Origin of the sequence: Mycobacterium sp. (genome assembly GCF_052144515.1) — a bacterium.
GTDB lineage: Bacteria > Actinomycetota > Actinomycetes > Mycobacteriales > Mycobacteriaceae > Mycobacterium.
The window spans coordinates 32,876-48,760 of record NZ_JBKQQD010000550.1; the positions used below are offsets into that span (position 1 = coordinate 32,876).

Annotated in this window: 16 protein-coding genes and 2 pseudogenes; 6 read left to right on the forward strand and 12 right to left on the reverse strand. The window is 65.5% G+C overall.

The genetic code is table 11. From position 1 onward, the window contains the following. Positions 1–7 precede the first annotated feature (7 nt). Genes ACLP9N_RS37115 through cobC form a run of 4 tightly spaced genes read right to left on the reverse strand, consistent with a single transcriptional unit; the run spans position 8 to position 4,012 of the window. Complete coding sequence (locus ACLP9N_RS37115) at positions 8–1,117, reverse strand: bifunctional RNase H/acid phosphatase (protein ID WP_442412064.1); 1,110 nt, start codon at positions 1,115–1,117, stop codon at positions 8–10. Beyond that, positions 1,117–1,851 (reverse strand): zinc ribbon domain-containing protein, encoded by a 735-nt coding sequence (locus tag ACLP9N_RS37120; RefSeq protein WP_442412065.1) that lies wholly within the window; start codon positions 1,849–1,851, stop codon positions 1,117–1,119. The genes ACLP9N_RS37115 and ACLP9N_RS37120 overlap by 1 nt, the downstream gene beginning before the upstream one ends. Beyond that, complete coding sequence (locus ACLP9N_RS37125; protein ID WP_442412066.1) at positions 1,851–2,975, reverse strand: Nif3-like dinuclear metal center hexameric protein; 1,125 nt, start codon at positions 2,973–2,975, stop codon at positions 1,851–1,853. The genes ACLP9N_RS37120 and ACLP9N_RS37125 overlap by 1 nt, the downstream gene beginning before the upstream one ends. Next, positions 2,972–4,012 carry an Rv2231c family pyridoxal phosphate-dependent protein CobC gene (gene cobC, locus ACLP9N_RS37130; protein WP_442412067.1) on the reverse strand — a complete coding sequence of 347 codons (1,041 nt, stop codon included), beginning with the start codon at positions 4,010–4,012 and terminating at the stop codon, positions 2,972–2,974. Before cobC ends, ACLP9N_RS37125 begins: the two co-directional genes overlap by 4 nt. A gap of 73 nt (positions 4,013–4,085) precedes the next feature. Between cobC and ACLP9N_RS37135 the strand changes: the two genes are divergently transcribed. Genes ACLP9N_RS37135 through ACLP9N_RS37145 form a run of 3 tightly spaced genes read left to right on the forward strand, consistent with a single transcriptional unit; the run spans position 4,086 to position 6,090 of the window. After that, positions 4,086–4,766, forward strand: a complete 681-nt coding sequence (locus ACLP9N_RS37135; protein ID WP_442412068.1) for an HAD-IA family hydrolase — start codon at positions 4,086–4,088, stop codon at positions 4,764–4,766. 2 nt (positions 4,767–4,768) lie between these two features. Then, complete coding sequence (locus ACLP9N_RS37140; RefSeq protein WP_442412069.1) at positions 4,769–5,260, forward strand: low molecular weight protein-tyrosine-phosphatase; 492 nt, start codon at positions 4,769–4,771, stop codon at positions 5,258–5,260. Between the two features lie 11 nt (positions 5,261–5,271). After that, positions 5,272–6,090, forward strand: coding sequence for an SURF1 family cytochrome oxidase biogenesis protein (locus ACLP9N_RS37145; protein WP_442412081.1), 819 nt, complete (start codon positions 5,272–5,274; stop codon positions 6,088–6,090). Positions 6,091–6,206: 116 nt separating this feature from the next. On the opposite strand, the gene ACLP9N_RS37150 is transcribed toward ACLP9N_RS37145, so the two are convergent. Further along, a complete protein-coding gene (locus ACLP9N_RS37150; RefSeq protein ID WP_442412070.1) occupies positions 6,207–7,172 on the reverse strand; it encodes a cobalamin biosynthesis protein in 966 nt (321 codons plus the stop codon). A 53-nt stretch (positions 7,173–7,225) separates the two neighbouring features. Between ACLP9N_RS37150 and ACLP9N_RS37155 the strand changes: the two genes are divergently transcribed. Next, positions 7,226–8,050 carry an oxygenase MpaB family protein gene (locus tag ACLP9N_RS37155; protein ID WP_442412071.1) on the forward strand — a complete coding sequence of 275 codons (825 nt, stop codon included), beginning with the start codon at positions 7,226–7,228 and terminating at the stop codon, positions 8,048–8,050. Between the two features lie 53 nt (positions 8,051–8,103). On the opposite strand, the pseudogene ACLP9N_RS37160 reads toward ACLP9N_RS37155, so the two are convergent. The 4 genes and pseudogenes from ACLP9N_RS37160 to ACLP9N_RS37175 all read right to left on the reverse strand — a co-directional run. Then, positions 8,104–8,346, reverse strand: a pseudogene (locus ACLP9N_RS37160) (zinc ribbon domain-containing protein); the annotation flags it as partial. A 94-nt stretch (positions 8,347–8,440) separates the two neighbouring features. Continuing rightward, entirely contained in the window at positions 8,441–9,559 is a 1,119-nt protein-coding gene (locus tag ACLP9N_RS37165) for an epoxide hydrolase family protein (protein ID WP_442412072.1), read from the reverse strand. Between the two features lie 203 nt (positions 9,560–9,762). Further along, positions 9,763–10,953, reverse strand: coding sequence for an AI-2E family transporter (locus tag ACLP9N_RS37170; RefSeq protein WP_442412073.1), 1,191 nt, complete (start codon positions 10,951–10,953; stop codon positions 9,763–9,765). 218 nt (positions 10,954–11,171) lie between these two features. Next, positions 11,172–11,468, reverse strand: a complete 297-nt coding sequence (locus tag ACLP9N_RS37175) for a GlsB/YeaQ/YmgE family stress response membrane protein (RefSeq protein ID WP_442412074.1) — start codon at positions 11,466–11,468, stop codon at positions 11,172–11,174. Between the two features lie 459 nt (positions 11,469–11,927). Here ACLP9N_RS37175 and mbp1 point away from each other — a divergent pair, with 459 nt between their 5' ends. Beyond that, on the forward strand, positions 11,928–12,167 hold the full coding sequence (gene mbp1, locus ACLP9N_RS37180; protein ID WP_442412075.1) for a microaggregate-binding protein 1: 240 nt from the start codon (positions 11,928–11,930) through the stop codon (positions 12,165–12,167). Between the two features lie 365 nt (positions 12,168–12,532). On the opposite strand, the gene ACLP9N_RS37185 is transcribed toward mbp1, so the two are convergent. The 3 genes from ACLP9N_RS37185 to ACLP9N_RS37195 all read right to left on the reverse strand — a co-directional run bounded on the left by ACLP9N_RS37185 (position 12,533) and on the right by ACLP9N_RS37195 (position 15,421). Beyond that, positions 12,533–13,582 carry a YhjD/YihY/BrkB family envelope integrity protein gene (locus ACLP9N_RS37185; protein ID WP_442412076.1) on the reverse strand — a complete coding sequence of 350 codons (1,050 nt, stop codon included), beginning with the start codon at positions 13,580–13,582 and terminating at the stop codon, positions 12,533–12,535. A gap of 88 nt (positions 13,583–13,670) precedes the next feature. After that, positions 13,671–13,958: a GlsB/YeaQ/YmgE family stress response membrane protein gene (locus ACLP9N_RS37190; RefSeq protein ID WP_442412077.1), complete on the reverse strand. Its 288-nt coding sequence runs from the start codon at positions 13,956–13,958 to the stop codon at positions 13,671–13,673. A gap of 206 nt (positions 13,959–14,164) precedes the next feature. Continuing rightward, entirely contained in the window at positions 14,165–15,421 is a 1,257-nt protein-coding gene (locus tag ACLP9N_RS37195) for a phosphatidylserine decarboxylase family protein (RefSeq protein ID WP_442412078.1), read from the reverse strand. Positions 15,422–15,704: 283 nt separating this feature from the next. Between ACLP9N_RS37195 and ACLP9N_RS37200 the strand changes: the two are divergent. Next, positions 15,705–15,885: pseudogene (locus ACLP9N_RS37200) on the forward strand (biotin carboxylase); the annotation flags it as partial.

The window sequence follows — 15,885 nt, forward strand, 5'->3', positions numbered from 1 at the left end:
TACCGCACTAAAGATAGCCGGTTTGGTTCACCAGCCGCACCGAAGTCGCCCCGTCGGAATAGAACTCGGCGATGCTCAACGACGCCAGATCAAGGTGCAGCCGGTACAGGATGCCCGGCCCGGCGTCCAAGGCGAGCCGCAGCAAAGTCTTGATCGGCGTGACGTGTGACACCACCAGGACCGTCGCGCCTTGGTATCGCTCGATGATCCGCTCGCGTGTGCGGCATACGCGCGCCATCACGTCGTCAAAGCTTTCACCGTCGGGCGGCTCGATACTGGTGTCGCGCAACCAACGACGATGCAGCTCGGGATCGCGTTCGGCGGCCTCGGTGAACGTCAAGCCCTCCCAGGCGCCGAAGTCGGTCTCGATCAGGTCGTCGTCGGCGGTCACGTCCAGGCCGAGCGCCTGGGCGGCCGTGGCCGCGGTGTCGTAGGCACGCTGCAGCGGCGACGAGATCACGGCGGCGATCCCACCGCGCTGCGCCAGATACCGCGCCGCCGCCTCAGCCTGCCGCCGCCCGAGTTCAGTAAGTGCCGGGTCGCCGCGCCCCGAATAGCGGCGTTGCACCGACAACTCGGTCTGACCGTGCCGCAACAACAGCAGCCTGGTCACCGTGCCGCGCGCACCGGTCCAGCCCGGCGGGGACTGCGATGCACCGGTTTTGACGGGCTCGGCAGCGGGTTTCTCGGGTTTCTCGACCTCACCATTCATTCCGGCCGCGGCGTCCATCGCCTCGTTGGCCAGTCGGTCGGCGTGCGTGTTGCGCTCCCGCGGCACCCACGCGTAGCTGATCCGCGCGAACTGCGCCGCCAGCGTCCGGGCCTGGGCGTGCAGCTGCGCCAGGTCGGGGTGCTTGACCTTCCACCGCCCGGACATCTGTTCCACCACGAGCTTGGAGTCCATGTACACCGCGGCCTCGGTGGCGCCCAGTTTCGCCGCATCGTCCAAACCGGCTATCAGGGCTCGGTATTCGGCGACGTTGTTGGTGGCATGACCGATGGCTTGCTTGGTCTCCGCCAGGACGGTGGAGCGGTCCGCATCCCACACCACCGCGCCGTATCCGGCCGGTCCGGGGTTGCCGCGGGAACCGCCGTCGGCTTCGATGACAACCTTCACTATTCGAAAGCCTTGACCCGCAACAGGATCGCGCCGCACTCCGGGCAGCGCACCACCTCGTCTTCGGCGGCCGCCGAGATGCGGGCCAACTCGCCGCGGCCGATCTCGATCCGGCAGGCACCGCACCGATGTCCCTGCAATTGCCCGGCGCCCGGCCCTCCCCCGGCACGCTGTCGTTCGTAGAGGGCAGAAAGGGCGGGGTCCAGTGTCGCGGTCAGCGCGTCGCGTTGCGACGAATGTTGCTGGCGGGTCTGCTCGATTTCGGCGACTACAGTGTCGAGAGCCTGCTGAGCAGCAGCGAGGTCGGCCTCCAGCGCCTCGATCGCGCCCAACTCGACGGCCAACTGAGCCTCCAGCTCCTCGCGGCGCTCCATCACCTCCAGCAGGGAATCCTCCAGACTGGTCTGACGGCGCATCAGCGTCTCCAGCTCGTGCTGCAGATCCGACAATTGCTTGGCATCCGTCGCACCCGACTTGAGGAACGACCGGTCCCTGTCCTCGCGCTGGCGCACCGCCTCGATCTCGGACTCGAAGCGCGACACCTGGGCATCCAAGTCCTCCACTGCAATTCGAACCGCAGCCACTCGGTCACTGGCGGCGCCGTGTTCGGCCTTGATCCGCTCATAGGCCTCCCGCTGCGGCAGATGTGTGGCCCGGTGCGCGATCCGCGACAGCTCGGCGTCCAACTTCGACAACTCCAGTAACGAGCGTTGCTGTGTCACTTCGGCTTTCATCACTGATTTCTCCCCATGGTCCAAGGGTCCGTGCGCAAGGTGCACACGCGCACCGGCAGCTCCGTACCGAAACGGGCCCGCAGCACGTCGGCGGCTTGTTCGCACCAAGGGAATTCGCTTGCCCAGTGCGCGACGTCGATCAGGGCCACATTCGAGGCCCGGCCATGCTCATCAGCGGGATGATGCCGCAGATCAGCGGTGACGTACGCCTGCACATCGGAGGCGGCGGCGATGCCCAGCAGCGAGTCCCCGGCGCCACCGCACACCGCCACCCTCGACACCGGCATGTCGGGGTCCCCCGCGGCGCGCACCCCCCACGACGTCTGCGGCAATGCGGCACCGACCCGGGATACGAAGGCGGACAGCGGTTCGGGTTGCGCCAGCGTGCCGATGCGGCCCAGCCCCGCCTCGCTGGGCGGCGGCACCATCGCGAAGATGTCGAATGCCGGTTCTTCGTATGGGTGGGCGGCGCGCATGGCCGCCAACACGGCGGCCCGTGCTCGCGCCGGCGCGACAACCTCGAACCGGTCTTCGGGCACCCGCTCGACGGTGCCGACGCTGCCGATCGCGGGCGACGCGCCCTCATGCGGCAGGAACTGTCCGATACCGGTGACGCGCCAGCTGCAGTGCGAATAGTCGCCGATGTGGCCGGCGCCGGCCTCAAACACCGCCGCCTGCACGGCTTCTGCACTCTCGCGAGGCACGTAGACGACCCACTTGTCCAGATTCCCCGCGCCCGATAGCGGCTCGAGCACGGCTTCGACGGTGAGGCCAAGCGCGTGGGCCAGCGCATCCGACACGCCCGGTGAGGCGGAGTCGGCGTTGGTGTGTGCGGTGAACAGTGAACGCCCGGTCCGGATCAAGCGGTGCACCAACGCACCCTTCGGTGTGCTGGCCGCGACGGTGTCGACCCCGCGCAGTAGCAACGGATGGTGTGCCAGCAGCAGGCCGTTGTCGGGAACTTCGTCGACGACGGCAGCCGTGGCGTCGACCGCGACGGTCACCGAGTCCAGCACATCCTCGGGGTCACCGCATACCAGGCCGACGGAATCCCACGACTGGGCAAGCCGCGGCGGATAGGCCTCATCCAGCACCTCGATGACGTCGGTCAGCCGCACACTCACCCGCGCTTCCCCCTGTTCTCGGCGATCGCTTCCGCCAGCAGCGGCCACTCCGGGCGCACCGCGGCCCGCAGATACCGCTCGTCCAGGCCGACGAACGTGTCACAGCGACGAACGGCGATCCCCTTGTTCTGCAGGTTCTTTCGTATCAGGTCGGCCCCGGGCATGCTGAACAACACGAACGGCGCCCAGCCGTCGACCACGCTGGCGCCCACTGTTTGCAGACCGGCCGCCATCTGCGCTCGCAAGGCCACCAGCCGAGCCGCGTCGGCGGCCGCCTCGACAACGGCTTGCGGTGCGCAGCAGGCCGCGATGGCCGTCAGTTGCAACGTACCCAGCGGCCAGTGCGCACGCCGAGTGGTCAACCGCGCCAGCAAATCTGGCGAACCGAGGGCGTAGCCCACCCGCAGTCCGGCCAACGACCAGGTCTTGGTGAGGCTGCGCAACACCAGCACATCGGGCAGCGACGCACCGGCCAGTGACTCGGGCTCACCGGGAACCGAATCGGCGAACGCCTCGTCGATCACCAGAATCCGTCCGGGCCGGCGCAACGCGAGCAGCTGCCCGCGGGTGTGGAGCACCGCGGTGGGGTTGGTCGGATTTCCGACGATGACAAGGTCGGCGTTTTCGGGCACGTGCGCACCTTCCAGGCCGAACGGCGGCTCGAGCACAACGTGGTGCACCGGCACACCGGCCGCGGTCAGCACGGCGGCGGGTTCGGTGAACGAGGGCGCGATGACCGCCGCGAGCTCCGGACGCAGGTTGGGTAACAACGCGAACCCCTCGGCCGCCCCGGCCAGCGCCAGCACCTCGTGGCGGGCCCGGGCGTGCCGTTCGGCGACCGCGTCTTGCGCCCGGTGCACGTCGTCGATGCTCGGGTAGGACGCCAGATCCGGCAGCCGCGCGGTCAGCCGCTGCACCAGCCAGTCCGGCGGTTGCCTGTGCCGGATGTTGACCGCGAAGTCCAGCACGCCGGGCGTCACGGCCTGATCACCGTGGTAGCGCGCCGCAGCAAGCGGGCTAGCGTCCAGACTCGCCATCCGTGAAACACTAGTGCGCCGCCGCGTGGCCCCGGTATCGGGAGCATGCCGCCGTATCACCGACAATAGGAGCGTGACAGACACGATGTCGGCCGGGGCCGATTGCTCGGCACCGCAGCTGGTGATCTTCGACCTCGACGGCACCCTCACCGACTCCGCCGAGGGGATCGTTGCCAGCTTCCTGCACGCGCTCAGCCACATCGGTGCCCCGGTACCCGAGGGTGACCTGGCCGCTCGGATCGTCGGGCCGCCGATGGACGACACCTTTCGCGCGATGCAGCTCGGCGAGGGCGTGAACGCGGCGATCGCGGCCTTCCGGGCCGAGTACGGCGCCCGGGGCTGGGCGATGAACACCCTGTTCGACGGGATCGCTCCGCTGCTGGCCGATCTACGTGCCGCCGGCGTCCGGCTGGCCGTGGCCACCTCCAAATTGGAACCGACCGCGCAGCGCATCCTCGCCCATTTCGGGCTCGAGCAGCATTTCGAGGTCATCGCCGGCGCAAGCCCGGATGGCGCGCGCAAAACCAAGGTCGAGGTGCTGGCGCACGCGCTGGACCAGCTACAGCCGCTGCCCGAGCGGGTGCTGATGGTCGGCGACCGCAGCCACGACGTCGACGGTGCGGCCGCGCACGGCATCGACACCGTGGTGGTCGGCTGGGGCTACGGGCAGGCGGACTTCCCTGACGGGTTCACCGCCACCAGCGTCACGCATGCCGCGACCGTCGATGAGCTGCGGAGGGCGTTAGGTGTCTAAGGGTGTCTGATCCGCTGCACGTGACGTTCGTCTGTACCGGCAATATCTGCCGTTCGCCGATGGCCGAGAAGATGTTCGCCGACCAGCTCCGGCGGCGCGGCCTCGCCGACGCGGTGCGGGTGACCAGCGCGGGCACCGGCGACTGGCACGTGGGCAGCGGCGCCGACGTGCGGGCGGCCCGGGTGCTGCATGCTCACGGCTATCCCACCGACCACCGCGCCGAACAGGTCAACGACCATCACCTGGCGGCCGATCTGCTGGTGGCGCTGGGCCGCAACCATGCTCGACTGTTGCGCCAGCTCGGGGTCGAGGACGACCGGATCCGGATGTTGCGATCATTCGACCCACGGTCGAACGCGTACGCCCTCGACGTCGAGGATCCCTACTACGGCGACCACGATGACTTCGAGGATGTTTTAGCCGTCATCGAGGCCGCGCTGCCCGGCCTGCACGACTGGGTCGACGAGCAACTCGCGCAGAACGGACGGGGTTGATGCCTAGATTCCTGCCACGCCTGTTGTTCCTTTTGCGGCCCGGCTGGATAGCGTTGGCCTTGGTGGTGATCGCGTTCACCTACTTGTGCTTCATGGTGCTCGCGCCGTGGCAACTGGGAAAGAACACCCGGACATCGCGGGAAAACCACCAAATCGAGTATTCCCTCAATATCGAGCCAGTGTCGTTGAAAACTCTGCTGCCACAGCAGGATTCGTCTGCGCCGAGTGCGCAGTGGCGCCGGGTGACGGCAACCGGACATTACCTGGCCGACGTGCAGGTGCTGGCCCGGCTGCGGGTGGTCGAGGGCGAGCAGGCGTTCGAGGTCCTGGCGCCCTTCGTCGTCGACGACGGACCGACCGTACTCGTCGACCGGGGCTACGTGCGGCCCGAGCCCGGCGCTCATGTGCCGGCGATCCCTCGCCCGCCGAATGCGACGGTCACCATCACAGCGCGGCTGCGCGACTCCGAGCCGACCGCGCAAGGCAAGGATCCGTTCACCAGAGACGGTGTCCAGCAGGTGAATTCGATCAATACCGAACAGGTTTCAGCGTTGACCAAAGTTCCGCTGGCCGGGTCCTACCTGCAGTTGGTCGAAAACCAGCCCGGCGGTCTCGGCCTGATCGGCATCCCGCATCTGGACGCCGGGCCGTTTCTGTCCTACGGCATCCAGTGGATTACCTTCGGCGTCCTGGCCCCGATCGGATTGGGCTATTTCGTCTACTCCGAGATCCGGGTACGCCGCCAGGAGAAGCGGGCGGCGCCGCCCGGCCCGGAAGCTTCGATGAGCGTCGAGGAAAAGCTCGCCGACCGCTACGGCCGCCGGCGGTAGCCAACTTCCTCGCATTGGTCATGTCACAAGAGTCTCTGAGCCGGCGCACACACAATGTGTCCACCTCCGCGCGGCAACCCATCCTGTCGCTCACTGGTGGACAAAAAGCAACATCCTTACCGGCAGAGGCCTATCTGGCAAATGTGGCGGACGTGACAACATGACGCAATCAGCACGGCGGCGGCCGCCTGCACCACCCGCGATAACTCCACCGCGCGGCGCAGATCGCCCACCGTGGGCTGCCCGCCGTCACCGAGGGTGGGCCGGATCTGCAGTTCGTGGTGGTAGTGGGTAGGCCCGCCGAGTCGCACGCCGAGCGCTCCGGCGAAGGCCGCCTCGACCACCCCGGCGTTGGGGCTGGGATGCCGTGCGGCGTCGCGGCGCCAGGCCCGCACCGCCTCCGACGGCGATCCCCCCACCACCCCCGCACACAGCACCACCAGCGCAGCCGTCACCCGTGCGGCGACGAAGTTGGCCGCATCATCCAATCGTGCTGCGGTCCAGCCGAATCGGAGATACCGCGGCGAGCGGTGGCCGATCATCGCATCCAAAGTGTTGATGCCGCGGTAGCCAAGCACCGCAGGCACACCGCCGGCCGCCGCCCACAGCAGCGGCGCGACTTGAGCGTCGGAGGTATTCTCCGCGACCGATTCCAGCGCCGCGCGCGTCAGCCCCGCACCGTCCAGCCGGGCAGGATCGCGCCCGCACAGGGAGGGCAACAGCCGTCGGGCAGCCTCGACGTCGCCGCGCTCCAGCAGCTCGGCCATCGAAACGCCGGTACGCGCCAATGAGGTTCCGCCCAGCGATATCCAGGTGCCGGCGGCGGTGGCCACGATCGACCAGAACCCGCGTCCGGCAGCCCGCTGCAGGGCCGTACCCAGCACGCCCAGCGCACCGACCAGCAGGCCGACGTGCGCCACGCCGGCGATCCTGCTGTCGCGGTAGGTGAACCGCTCCAACCTCGCCGCCGCTTGGCCGAACACCGCGACGGGATGCCCGCGTTTCGGGTCGCCGAGCACCAGGTCTGCCAGGTAGCCGGCCAGCACGCCGACGATCCGGGTCTGCCGCGTCGACGCAAACACCTCGGCAGCGTCTCACAACGTGGTCTACTCGATCCCATGGGGCACGATCCGCGATGAAGCGGCCCGCAGCTCGGGTCGCCGACCTGTTGAACCCGGCCGCGACGTTGTTGCCGGCCGCGAACGTGATCATGCAGCTGTCGTTGCCCGGCGTCGGCTACGGCGTACTGGAAAGTCCGGTGGACAGCGGCAATGTCTACAAGCATCCGTTCAAGCGCGCCCGCACCACCGGCACCTACCTGGCGGTCGCGACCATCGGGACCGAAACCGACCGCCTTCTGATCCGCGCCGCGGTGGACGGCGCACACCGGCAGGTTCGATCGACATCGTCGAGCCCGGTGTCCTACAACGCCTTCGATCCCAAGCTGCAGCTGTGGGTGGCGGCGTGCCTATACCGCTACTTCGTCGACCAACGCGAGTTCCTGCACGGCCCGCTCGACGCCGATGACCCGGCCGCAGCCGACGCCGTCTATCACGACGCCAAGCGATTGGGAACCACGCTGCAGGTACCCGAGTGCATGTGGCCGCCCGACCGGGTGGCGTTCGACGAATACTGGAAGCGCTCGCTCGACGAGCTGCGCATCGATCCGCCAGTGCGAGAGCATCTGCGCGGGGTGGCGTCGTTGGTCTTCCTGCCGTGGCCGTTGCGAGCGGTGGCGGGACCGTTCAACCTGTTCGCGACGACGGGGTTTTTGGCCCCGGAATTCCGGGCGTTGATGCAGCTGGACTGGTCAGAGGGCCAGCAGCGCCGCTTCGAGTGGCTGCTGGCCGCCCTGCGGCTCGCCGACCGGCTGATCCCGCACCGGGCCTGGATTCTGGGCTATCAGCTGTACTTGTGGGACATGCGGTCTCGCGCGCGACGGGGCAAGCGGATCGTCTAGTTGACGTCCTCCATCGACTTAAGCCGGTGGATTCCAACACTTCCCCATCGCGCCTAGGCAACAGGAGAACAGCGTTGAGGTTCACGGTTCACAGACCGGCTAACGCCGAGGTCTCCCCGTGCTGTCACCGCCCGTCCGGCGGCGATGTTGCGTGCGGCGTTCACGTCAGCATTGCACGGCGTTGCACCGCAGGCGACGCACTGAAAAACCGCTTGGCTCTTACGGTTTTCCGGCGCGATATGCCCGCAGCTAGAGCATCGTTGCGATGTATATGCTGCCGGGACGAATTCCAGTCGCCCACCGGCGCTGCGCTGGCCGTCGACGGTGGCTACTCGGCCAGCGGCCCGCTGCTCGCCCGTTCTTCTCGGCGCCGAGTCGTTGACTAGGGCCTCACCGGACGGTGGCGAAAAACGCGCGCACGTCGTCGACGAACAACTCCGGTTGCTCGAACGCGGCGAAGTGGCCTCCGCGCGGCATGTCTGTCCAGTGAGTGATGTTGTAGACCGGCTCGCACCACGTCCGCGGCGCGCCCAAAACCTCGCCGGGGAAAGCGGCGATGCCGGTGGGCAATTGGACACGGTCCATCTGCCCCCAGACCCGGAAGCTCTGCCAATACAGGCGGGCCGAGGAGGCCCCGGTAGCGGTCACCCAGTACACCATCACGTTGTCGAGCAGCTCGTCGCGGCTGAGCACGTTCTCCGGATGACCGTCGCAGTCCATCCATGCCCAGAACTTCTCGACGATCCATGCCAGCTGCCCCGAAGGCGAGTCGACCAGCCCGTAGCCCAGCGTCTGCGGCCGGGTGGACTGCTGCTTGGAATAGCCGGTGCCCCACTTGCGGTGATCGGCCAGCGCGGCCAGTGCCCGCCGCTCCTCCTCGGTCGGGTTGGCCATCGCTTCGGGTGTGGGCCTGCCGATCGGCATGTTCAAGTGGATGGCCGCGCAGTGGCCTTGATTGCGGCCGATCTGGGTGGTCACGGCCGCGCCCCAGTCGCCGCCCTGGGCACCGTAACGCTGGTAGCCAAGGCGCAGCATGAGCGTCTCCCAGGCCTCGGCGATTTTCTCCACGCCCCACCCGGTGCGGCTGGGCTTGCCCGAGAAGCCGTACCCGGGCAGCGACGGGCAGACGACGTGGAAGGCGTCCTCGGCGCGTCCCGACGGAGGATTCGTCAGCGGCTCAATCACCTTGTGAAACTCCACAATTGAGCCCGGCCAGCCATGGGTGATGACCAACGGGAAGGCATCCTCCTGCGGAGACCGCTGGTGGATGAAATGAATGTCCAGCCCGTCGATTTCGGTGGTGAACTGGTCGAACCGATTGAGCGCGGCTTCACGCGACCGCCAGTCGTAGTCGTTGGCCCAATAGGCGGCCAGCTCGCGCGTGTAGTTCAGCGGGATACCCTGGCTCCAGTCGTTCACACATTCGGCCTCCGGCCATCGGGTGCGCGCCAACCGCGATCGCAAGTCATCGAGAACATCATCAGCAACGTCGATCCGAAACGGCTTCACCCGTTCATAGTGCCGCCGGGGTGCACTCAGCGACGCGCTGGCCCCTAGAACCGGATTGCGTCATTCGCGAAGATGCTCGGTCGGCGCAGATAAATGCCGGTCACCAGTCGTCCGCGTCGTTGCGGCCGGCCTCGCGGCTGGCCCGCTTGAGATCTCTCGTCTCCGAGATCAAGTTCACCTCGGTGCAGGCTTGAGTGGTGTTATCAGACCTCGTCGAGGCGGGGATAGAGAACTTCCTGGGTGAGCAATAGCAGCGCGGCGGCGATCGGAATGGCTACCAGCGCACCGACAATCCCGAGCAGAGCGCCGCCGATGAGGACCGCGACAACGGTGATCATGGCGGGCACCTTCACCGCACCGCCGATGATTCTCGGCACCAGCAGGTAGTCCTCCAGGAGGCGAAAGACGACAAAGAACACGATCGTCGCGATGCAGATCGGAAGCGAGACCGTCAGTGAGACAGCGGCGACGACGACACCAGCAATAGTCGATCCAACGACAGGCACCAGATCGAGCAGAGCGACGAAAATACCTAGTAACAGCGGGTACGGGACATCGAACGCCATCAGCCAGAGGAAGGTGGCGGCCGCGGCGATCACCGAGATCAACACATTGCCCAGCACGTAGGCGCCGACTTTGGCAAACACTTCGTCTCCGATGAGGATGGCGCGAGGCCGACGAGTGTGGGGCACCAGCCGGTACAGGTTGGTGCGGATGCGGGGCATGTCGACCAAGAAGTACACGGTCAACACAACGACGATCAAGGAGTCGGCTACCGCGCCGAAGACCGCGCTTCCCGCGCTGACCACATCGTTGACTACCGACCCTCCCGAGCCGTTGATCGTGTCGGTGATCCGCTGTTGCAGATGGAGGCGATCGTTGAGCCGACCGATAGCCGAGGAGTGGTCCTGGGCCTGTTGAATGTAGTGCGGTGCCTGCTTGACGAGCTCACTGGCTTGCTGCACCAACGGAGGGATGGCTGCGGCGAGGAAGGCCCCCATCATTGCGAGGAAGATGACGAAGACAAGCGTGGTGGCTGCCCACCGCGGTAGTTTGCGGTTGACGAACCACGAAATTGCGGGTTCGAGCCCAAGCGCGAGGAAGAACGCGACACCGATCAGCACCAGCACCGATGACAGCGAGCCGAGTATCCGGACAGCGCCGTAAGTCACCGCCACTCCGGCAGATGCGGTCAACCCGATGTAAAACGGGGATCGACGGTTGAATCGACGGCCGGGCGACCCAAGGGGTTGCTCGTCAGAACTCATCTTCGCCGCGAGTATCTCCGCTTCGGCCACCGAACCTTCCTCATCAGAGTGGGGTTGGCCGACCAGATCGTGATGCCCCTCGGCAGCTCTGTCTTCCTTGATCGCACGCTTCTCGTCTTCAGCCATCTCGCACTTCCTGAGGTTCGGTGGCGGTGAAGCCGGTGACCGCATCCGTCGAGATAATCGTCAGTCGAGCCACGTTAAGGGACAGCGGATTCCAGGCCACGTCTTTCGACGGACGCTGCTTCGCAACCTGTCCATCCGCCGATGCGAGCGGTCTTCACGCCTTGAGCCCTGCCAAACTCAAGCGAGATCGGCAGCGGGGCAGGTACTTTCGTCGGCGGCTAAGCGCGGCGGACCATCCGCAGCAGTCCGAGCAGAATGACAGCTCCCAGAACCGCAGTGAAGAGGGTAAACCACCAACCCCCGCTCGCGGTATCCACGACAAAGCTGAGTAGGAATCCGCCAATCAGCGCGCCGGCAACTCCGATCACGATGTCTAGGACCAAGCCTTCTTTGGTTTTCATGATCATGCCAGCGATCCAGCCTGCCAGCGCGCCGATGATTATGTAGCCGACCCAGCCGACACTGGTTAGCGTGGTAGATCGCGCAAGAATTTCGGTAGCTTCCACGACGTACATCAACTTCTCCTCTCGGCCCCCCGAGATACTCGGCGTGCTCGCCGAACCGTGGGAGAGTAACCGTTCTGGCCACACTTAACCGTGCCAGTCCCTCGCCTTTTCAGGCCACGCCGTCCTCTCGCCAGATCACATCACAGGCCCGGGAAACCCAACCTCAAAGAACACCACAACTGATTTCTCCCTGAAGGACGGCACAGTGCTGGTCATCGCGCGTGCCGCAGTCAGCGATCACGACGGCGCCATCGACGCCGGCCGCCAGCACTGTTCACCAATCTTTATGTCGCCGAATGGAGTTAGATCGTGAGTCCGACGGTTGCGGACGCCGAGCCATCAAGAATCCGCGTTGGGCCGTTTCCTGGTGTCGCCCGGAGTTTGATGGCGGCAGCAGCGGGTAACCAAGACCCCGGTGCGCATGATGCGTGACCGGCTAATACACAAACCGTAGAGAAGGATAGTCACGTGGGAGAGCACAACAGCGGACCGGCAGAAGCCGTCAAGGGCACCGTCGAGGGCGTTAAGGGCAAGGCCAAGGAAGTTGTGGGTGCCGTCACGGGCCGCGACGACCTCCAGCGCGAAGGGCAAGCGCAGCAGGACAAGGCTGATTCGCAGCGCGAGGCCGCGAAGAAAGAAGCCGAAGCCGAGAGCGCCCGCGCCGCAGCCAAGACCAACGAGGCCCGCGAGAAGTCTGAGCAGAACTAGACATTCACTGAAAAGGCCCAGTCCCTGCACCAGGGACTGGGCCTTCGTCTATCTGGGCTCTAATCTGTGCGCTACCTCAACGGAACTTCATAAAGTGCGCCGCGTCGACGCAGCACTACGAACTGTCCTGGGTCTCTAACCGCCATCGATATCTAGATCCTTCAGAAAACCCTTGGGACGCAAGGGACCCACCGAATTTGGTCCCCTGATGAAACGGCGCCCCTTCCCGAAGGCGTTGGGGAAACCGCACCCGAACGCGTGGGAATGCCCGCTGCACGGTTCACGGTTCGCACCGGATGGCACGTTGTTAGAAGGACCGGCCACCCGCGATCTAACCGCCTCGTCCTGACGTTGAGCAGGAACGCTCAACCGCTCAATTCGTTGCTTCGGTGTTCGGGCTCCGTGCGATGAGCCTTTGGTGTGGACGGGTCGCTTGATTCTGTCTCGGCGCGATGCGGCGGTGTGCCGAAGGTGACGTCGACCTTTTCAAATCCTTTGGTCCGCTCGGCCTCGGCTTTGGCCGCGTAGGTGCTGCGGTCACCGTCGGTCAGGTCCACGTTGTCGGTGAACGGGGTAAGGAGCGCCCGCGGGTACAACCGCTCGACGCGCACCACGTCGATCTCCGCGCACAACACCACCAGGGTCGCCGCGATGTACAAGAACGCCAACATCCCTAACACCAGTGCGAACACCGCATTGGTGGCGCTCGCGCTTTTTACCACATGCCCGATGTAGACCGCACCGAAGGACTGCAACACCTGCCAACCCACCGCGGCGGCCACTGCACCCAGAGCTACTTGCCGCACGGTCAAGTTCCGTGCAGTGCTGATCCGGAACGCCAAAATGAACACCCCGGCGTTTACCGCGACCGATGCCACCAGCGCGACGACTTTGACACCCAAGCCAAACGCACCCGCACCCCCACCCAGCGCCGACAGCACCGTAGTGCCCAGCAATGCCAAGCCACCGGTAGCCAGCAACAATAAGCTGCGGCCCCGGGCTCGAATGGGATCCGGCCGCTCATTGCGCGACACCGTCCAGGCGGTGTTCATCGCATTCTGCAACGCTTGCGCACCGCCGAGCCCGCCGTAGAGCGCGCCCAAAACCCCCACCAGGATCCCGACCAGGCCACCGCTGAGCTGTTTAGGCCTATCCAGCTGCGGCCCGATGACCGGGAACTCGCTTAACGCCGAATGCTCCACGTGCGCGCGCAAATCAGGGTGACCCGCCAGCACCCAGCCCAGCACAGTGGATAGCAACAACAGCAACGGAAACAGCGATACGAACGCGTAATAAGCGATCAACGCCGCCAGATAGTTGCCCTGATCGTCGCCGTACTTGTAAATCACCGCCAGCGGAAACCCCAACGCTGGGTAGCGTTGCTGCAGCGAATCGAGACGATCAGTCAACCCCACCGCGTTGTCCTAGCCAATTGTGTTATGCCAGAGGCCTTTTCGGCCGCTCGCTGCTCGACGCAGCAGCAAGGTTCGCCGCATTGATGCGCTACCGTCGTCCCACCCGATTGGTGATGCGACGCCCGGTGACGCCGAGGTAGATGCCGATGAGGATGCACGCGAAGACGATGCCAACCAGGAAGGGAATGATCTTGAATCCGCCATTCTGGTTGGAGTATCCCAGTTTGTACGACACCCAGGTTCCAAGGAAGGCGCCGATCGCACCCAGTATCACGGTCATCACGACGCCGATGTTCTGCTTGCCGGGCATGATGAGCCTGGCCAGTCCACCCACGACGAGTCCGACAGCGATGGCGCCAATAATTGTCCCGATCATTTGAACTCCTCAGGTGGTTGCTTGATGTGGAGATACCCGTTTCTTGACTCATTGACCCTGCTAATTCGCACTGAAGAGACACAGCGCGGCGCGCGTCGGCGGATGCTGCCGAACGGTGCCCACCTAGCTGGCCGACCACACAGTCCTCGATGTCGGTGAGGTAGCGAGGTGTACTCCGATGTGGTGCAGTGCTCGGCCGACCGCAACTAGACCACGGTGGCGGCGAGCTTCGAGTTGACCAGCATCAGCGGCGCGTGCGGGTCGTGCGGTTGCGGAATGGCCGCGAGAGCGAAATCGGCAACCACGCCGGGGCGAAAGACGAGGCAGTGCGTGGAACCGCCGAACTGGAAGTACCCGAGTTCCTCGCCCTTGGCGACGTGATAACCCGATGTGATGCTCGGGCCGATGATGCAGGACGACACCTCCGACATACCGACCGGCACGAAGGCCACCAGGCCGATGACGGGGTTGTCGGCCTCGATGACGATGATCGCGCGCGCCGCCGTATGCGCCATGTAGGACTGCGAGTTCGTCGGGTCGACCGCGTCGCTGCCTTCGGAGTCAGCTTCGGAGTAGTAGGTGCCTTCCTGGATGAAAGCCCGCACGATCGTCCCGGCGACCGGGCTGTGCCACCGGTGGTAATTGGTCGCGCTCAGAAAGGCCTGATAGACGGTTCCGCCGACAAACTGATCAACCGACTCGTCCTGGGCGAGCAAGTCCTGCAACGAATAGGGCTGACTCTTGATCCAGAACCGGTCCTGGCGCGCGACGTCAGTGGCGATGCCGTACGGGGTCGACTCGCAGGCGTAGACGATCACCCTGTCGTCGTCGGGTGCGGCGACCGGGCGTTGGCCGTCCTTGAAGCGTCGGGTGAAAAAGTCGTTCCAGGAGGTGAAACCCCAGTGCTCGTCGGCGGGGTCGTGCTCGAATTGCTCGATACCGACGGCCCGTTGGGCCGCAGCACATTTCCAGCCCGACGGCGAATCGTTAAGTACGTAAAGCGAATCAGAGCTGTCGAGAAAGTCGCACCAGGCGGTCAGGATCTTTTTCAGCATCGCGTTGATCCGGGGGTCGCGGAATGCGGCGAACCCGGCCGGCGTGCCCATCGTCCAGTCCAGGATCGCTCCGAGCGGCGTGGCCACCATGTTCTCGCCGAACTCCGGTGCCATCGTGAGCACCTCATTGATCAAGCGCAGCAGCTGCGGCACGTTTTCCAGGTGCCGCTTGCGGTAGTGCTTGGTGGTGGGCACCTGGGAAATCATCTGGTCCAGGTACATCCGCACTACCGGATCGGTGTCGATTAACTCCTGAAACTCGACGAGCACCGGATGAAGCACGACATGCTCGCCCCGGGCCTGCACCCGCTCCCGGTGCCCGTTGAGCCAGGATTCCAAATCGTCTTGATCGTCGGGCAACCAGCCGGCCCGGCGGCGGACATCCACGGGGTCTCGGGTCACGATCATGCTGGTTCCGTCCGTTCGGAGAACGTATTGCAGCTCGGCGGCGCCGATGAGGTAGGGGTACCCGCAACGCGAAAAAGGACGCTAGTGCCTAAGCAGGTTGCTTCTGACGTCACGGGGGTTTGGCCCTCAGGCTTTCGGTCGCATGTGCGTGGCGAACTTGCCCTTTCGCTGCCAGGGCGCATGGGCGGGTGCACACTTGTGGCATGGACGTATGTGAGCTCACCGCCGTCGCGCTGATCCCAGCGCCCCTGCCCCCGCCGATGCGCCGACGCCAGGCCCACGCATTGACGCCACCGCGGCCGGCGTGACCGTGCACGCCGGCGGCCCTGAGCCCCAGCCTCGCCGCCCGCTGAACGGCCTCTCGGACGTACGCGCGTTCTTTCACACCAACGCCGTGCCGCTGTACTTCATCTCGCCGACCCCGTTCAATCTGCTAGGCATCGACCGCTGGGTACGGAACTTCT

What these genes read in the sequence shown, in the direction of transcription:
- cobC (WP_442412067.1), bottom strand. Translation starts at nt 4,012, where the DNA reads ATGGCGAGTCTGGACGCTAGCCCGCTTGCTGCGGCGCGCTACCACGGT.
- ACLP9N_RS37175 (WP_442412074.1), bottom strand. Translation starts at nt 11,468, where the DNA reads ATGTACGTCGTGGAAGCTACCGAAATTCTTGCGCGATCTACCACGCTA.
- ACLP9N_RS37195 (WP_442412078.1), bottom strand. Translation starts at nt 15,421, where the DNA reads ATGATCGTGACCCGAGACCCCGTGGATGTCCGCCGCCGGGCCGGCTGG.
- ACLP9N_RS37120 (WP_442412065.1), bottom strand. Translation starts at nt 1,851, where the DNA reads ATGAAAGCCGAAGTGACACAGCAACGCTCGTTACTGGAGTTGTCGAAG.
- ACLP9N_RS37155 (WP_442412071.1), top strand. Translation starts at nt 7,226, where the DNA reads ATGAAGCGGCCCGCAGCTCGGGTCGCCGACCTGTTGAACCCGGCCGCG.
- ACLP9N_RS37170 (WP_442412073.1), bottom strand. Translation starts at nt 10,953, where the DNA reads ATGGCTGAAGACGAGAAGCGTGCGATCAAGGAAGACAGAGCTGCCGAG.
- ACLP9N_RS37190 (WP_442412077.1), bottom strand. Translation starts at nt 13,958, where the DNA reads ATGATCGGGACAATTATTGGCGCCATCGCTGTCGGACTCGTCGTGGGT.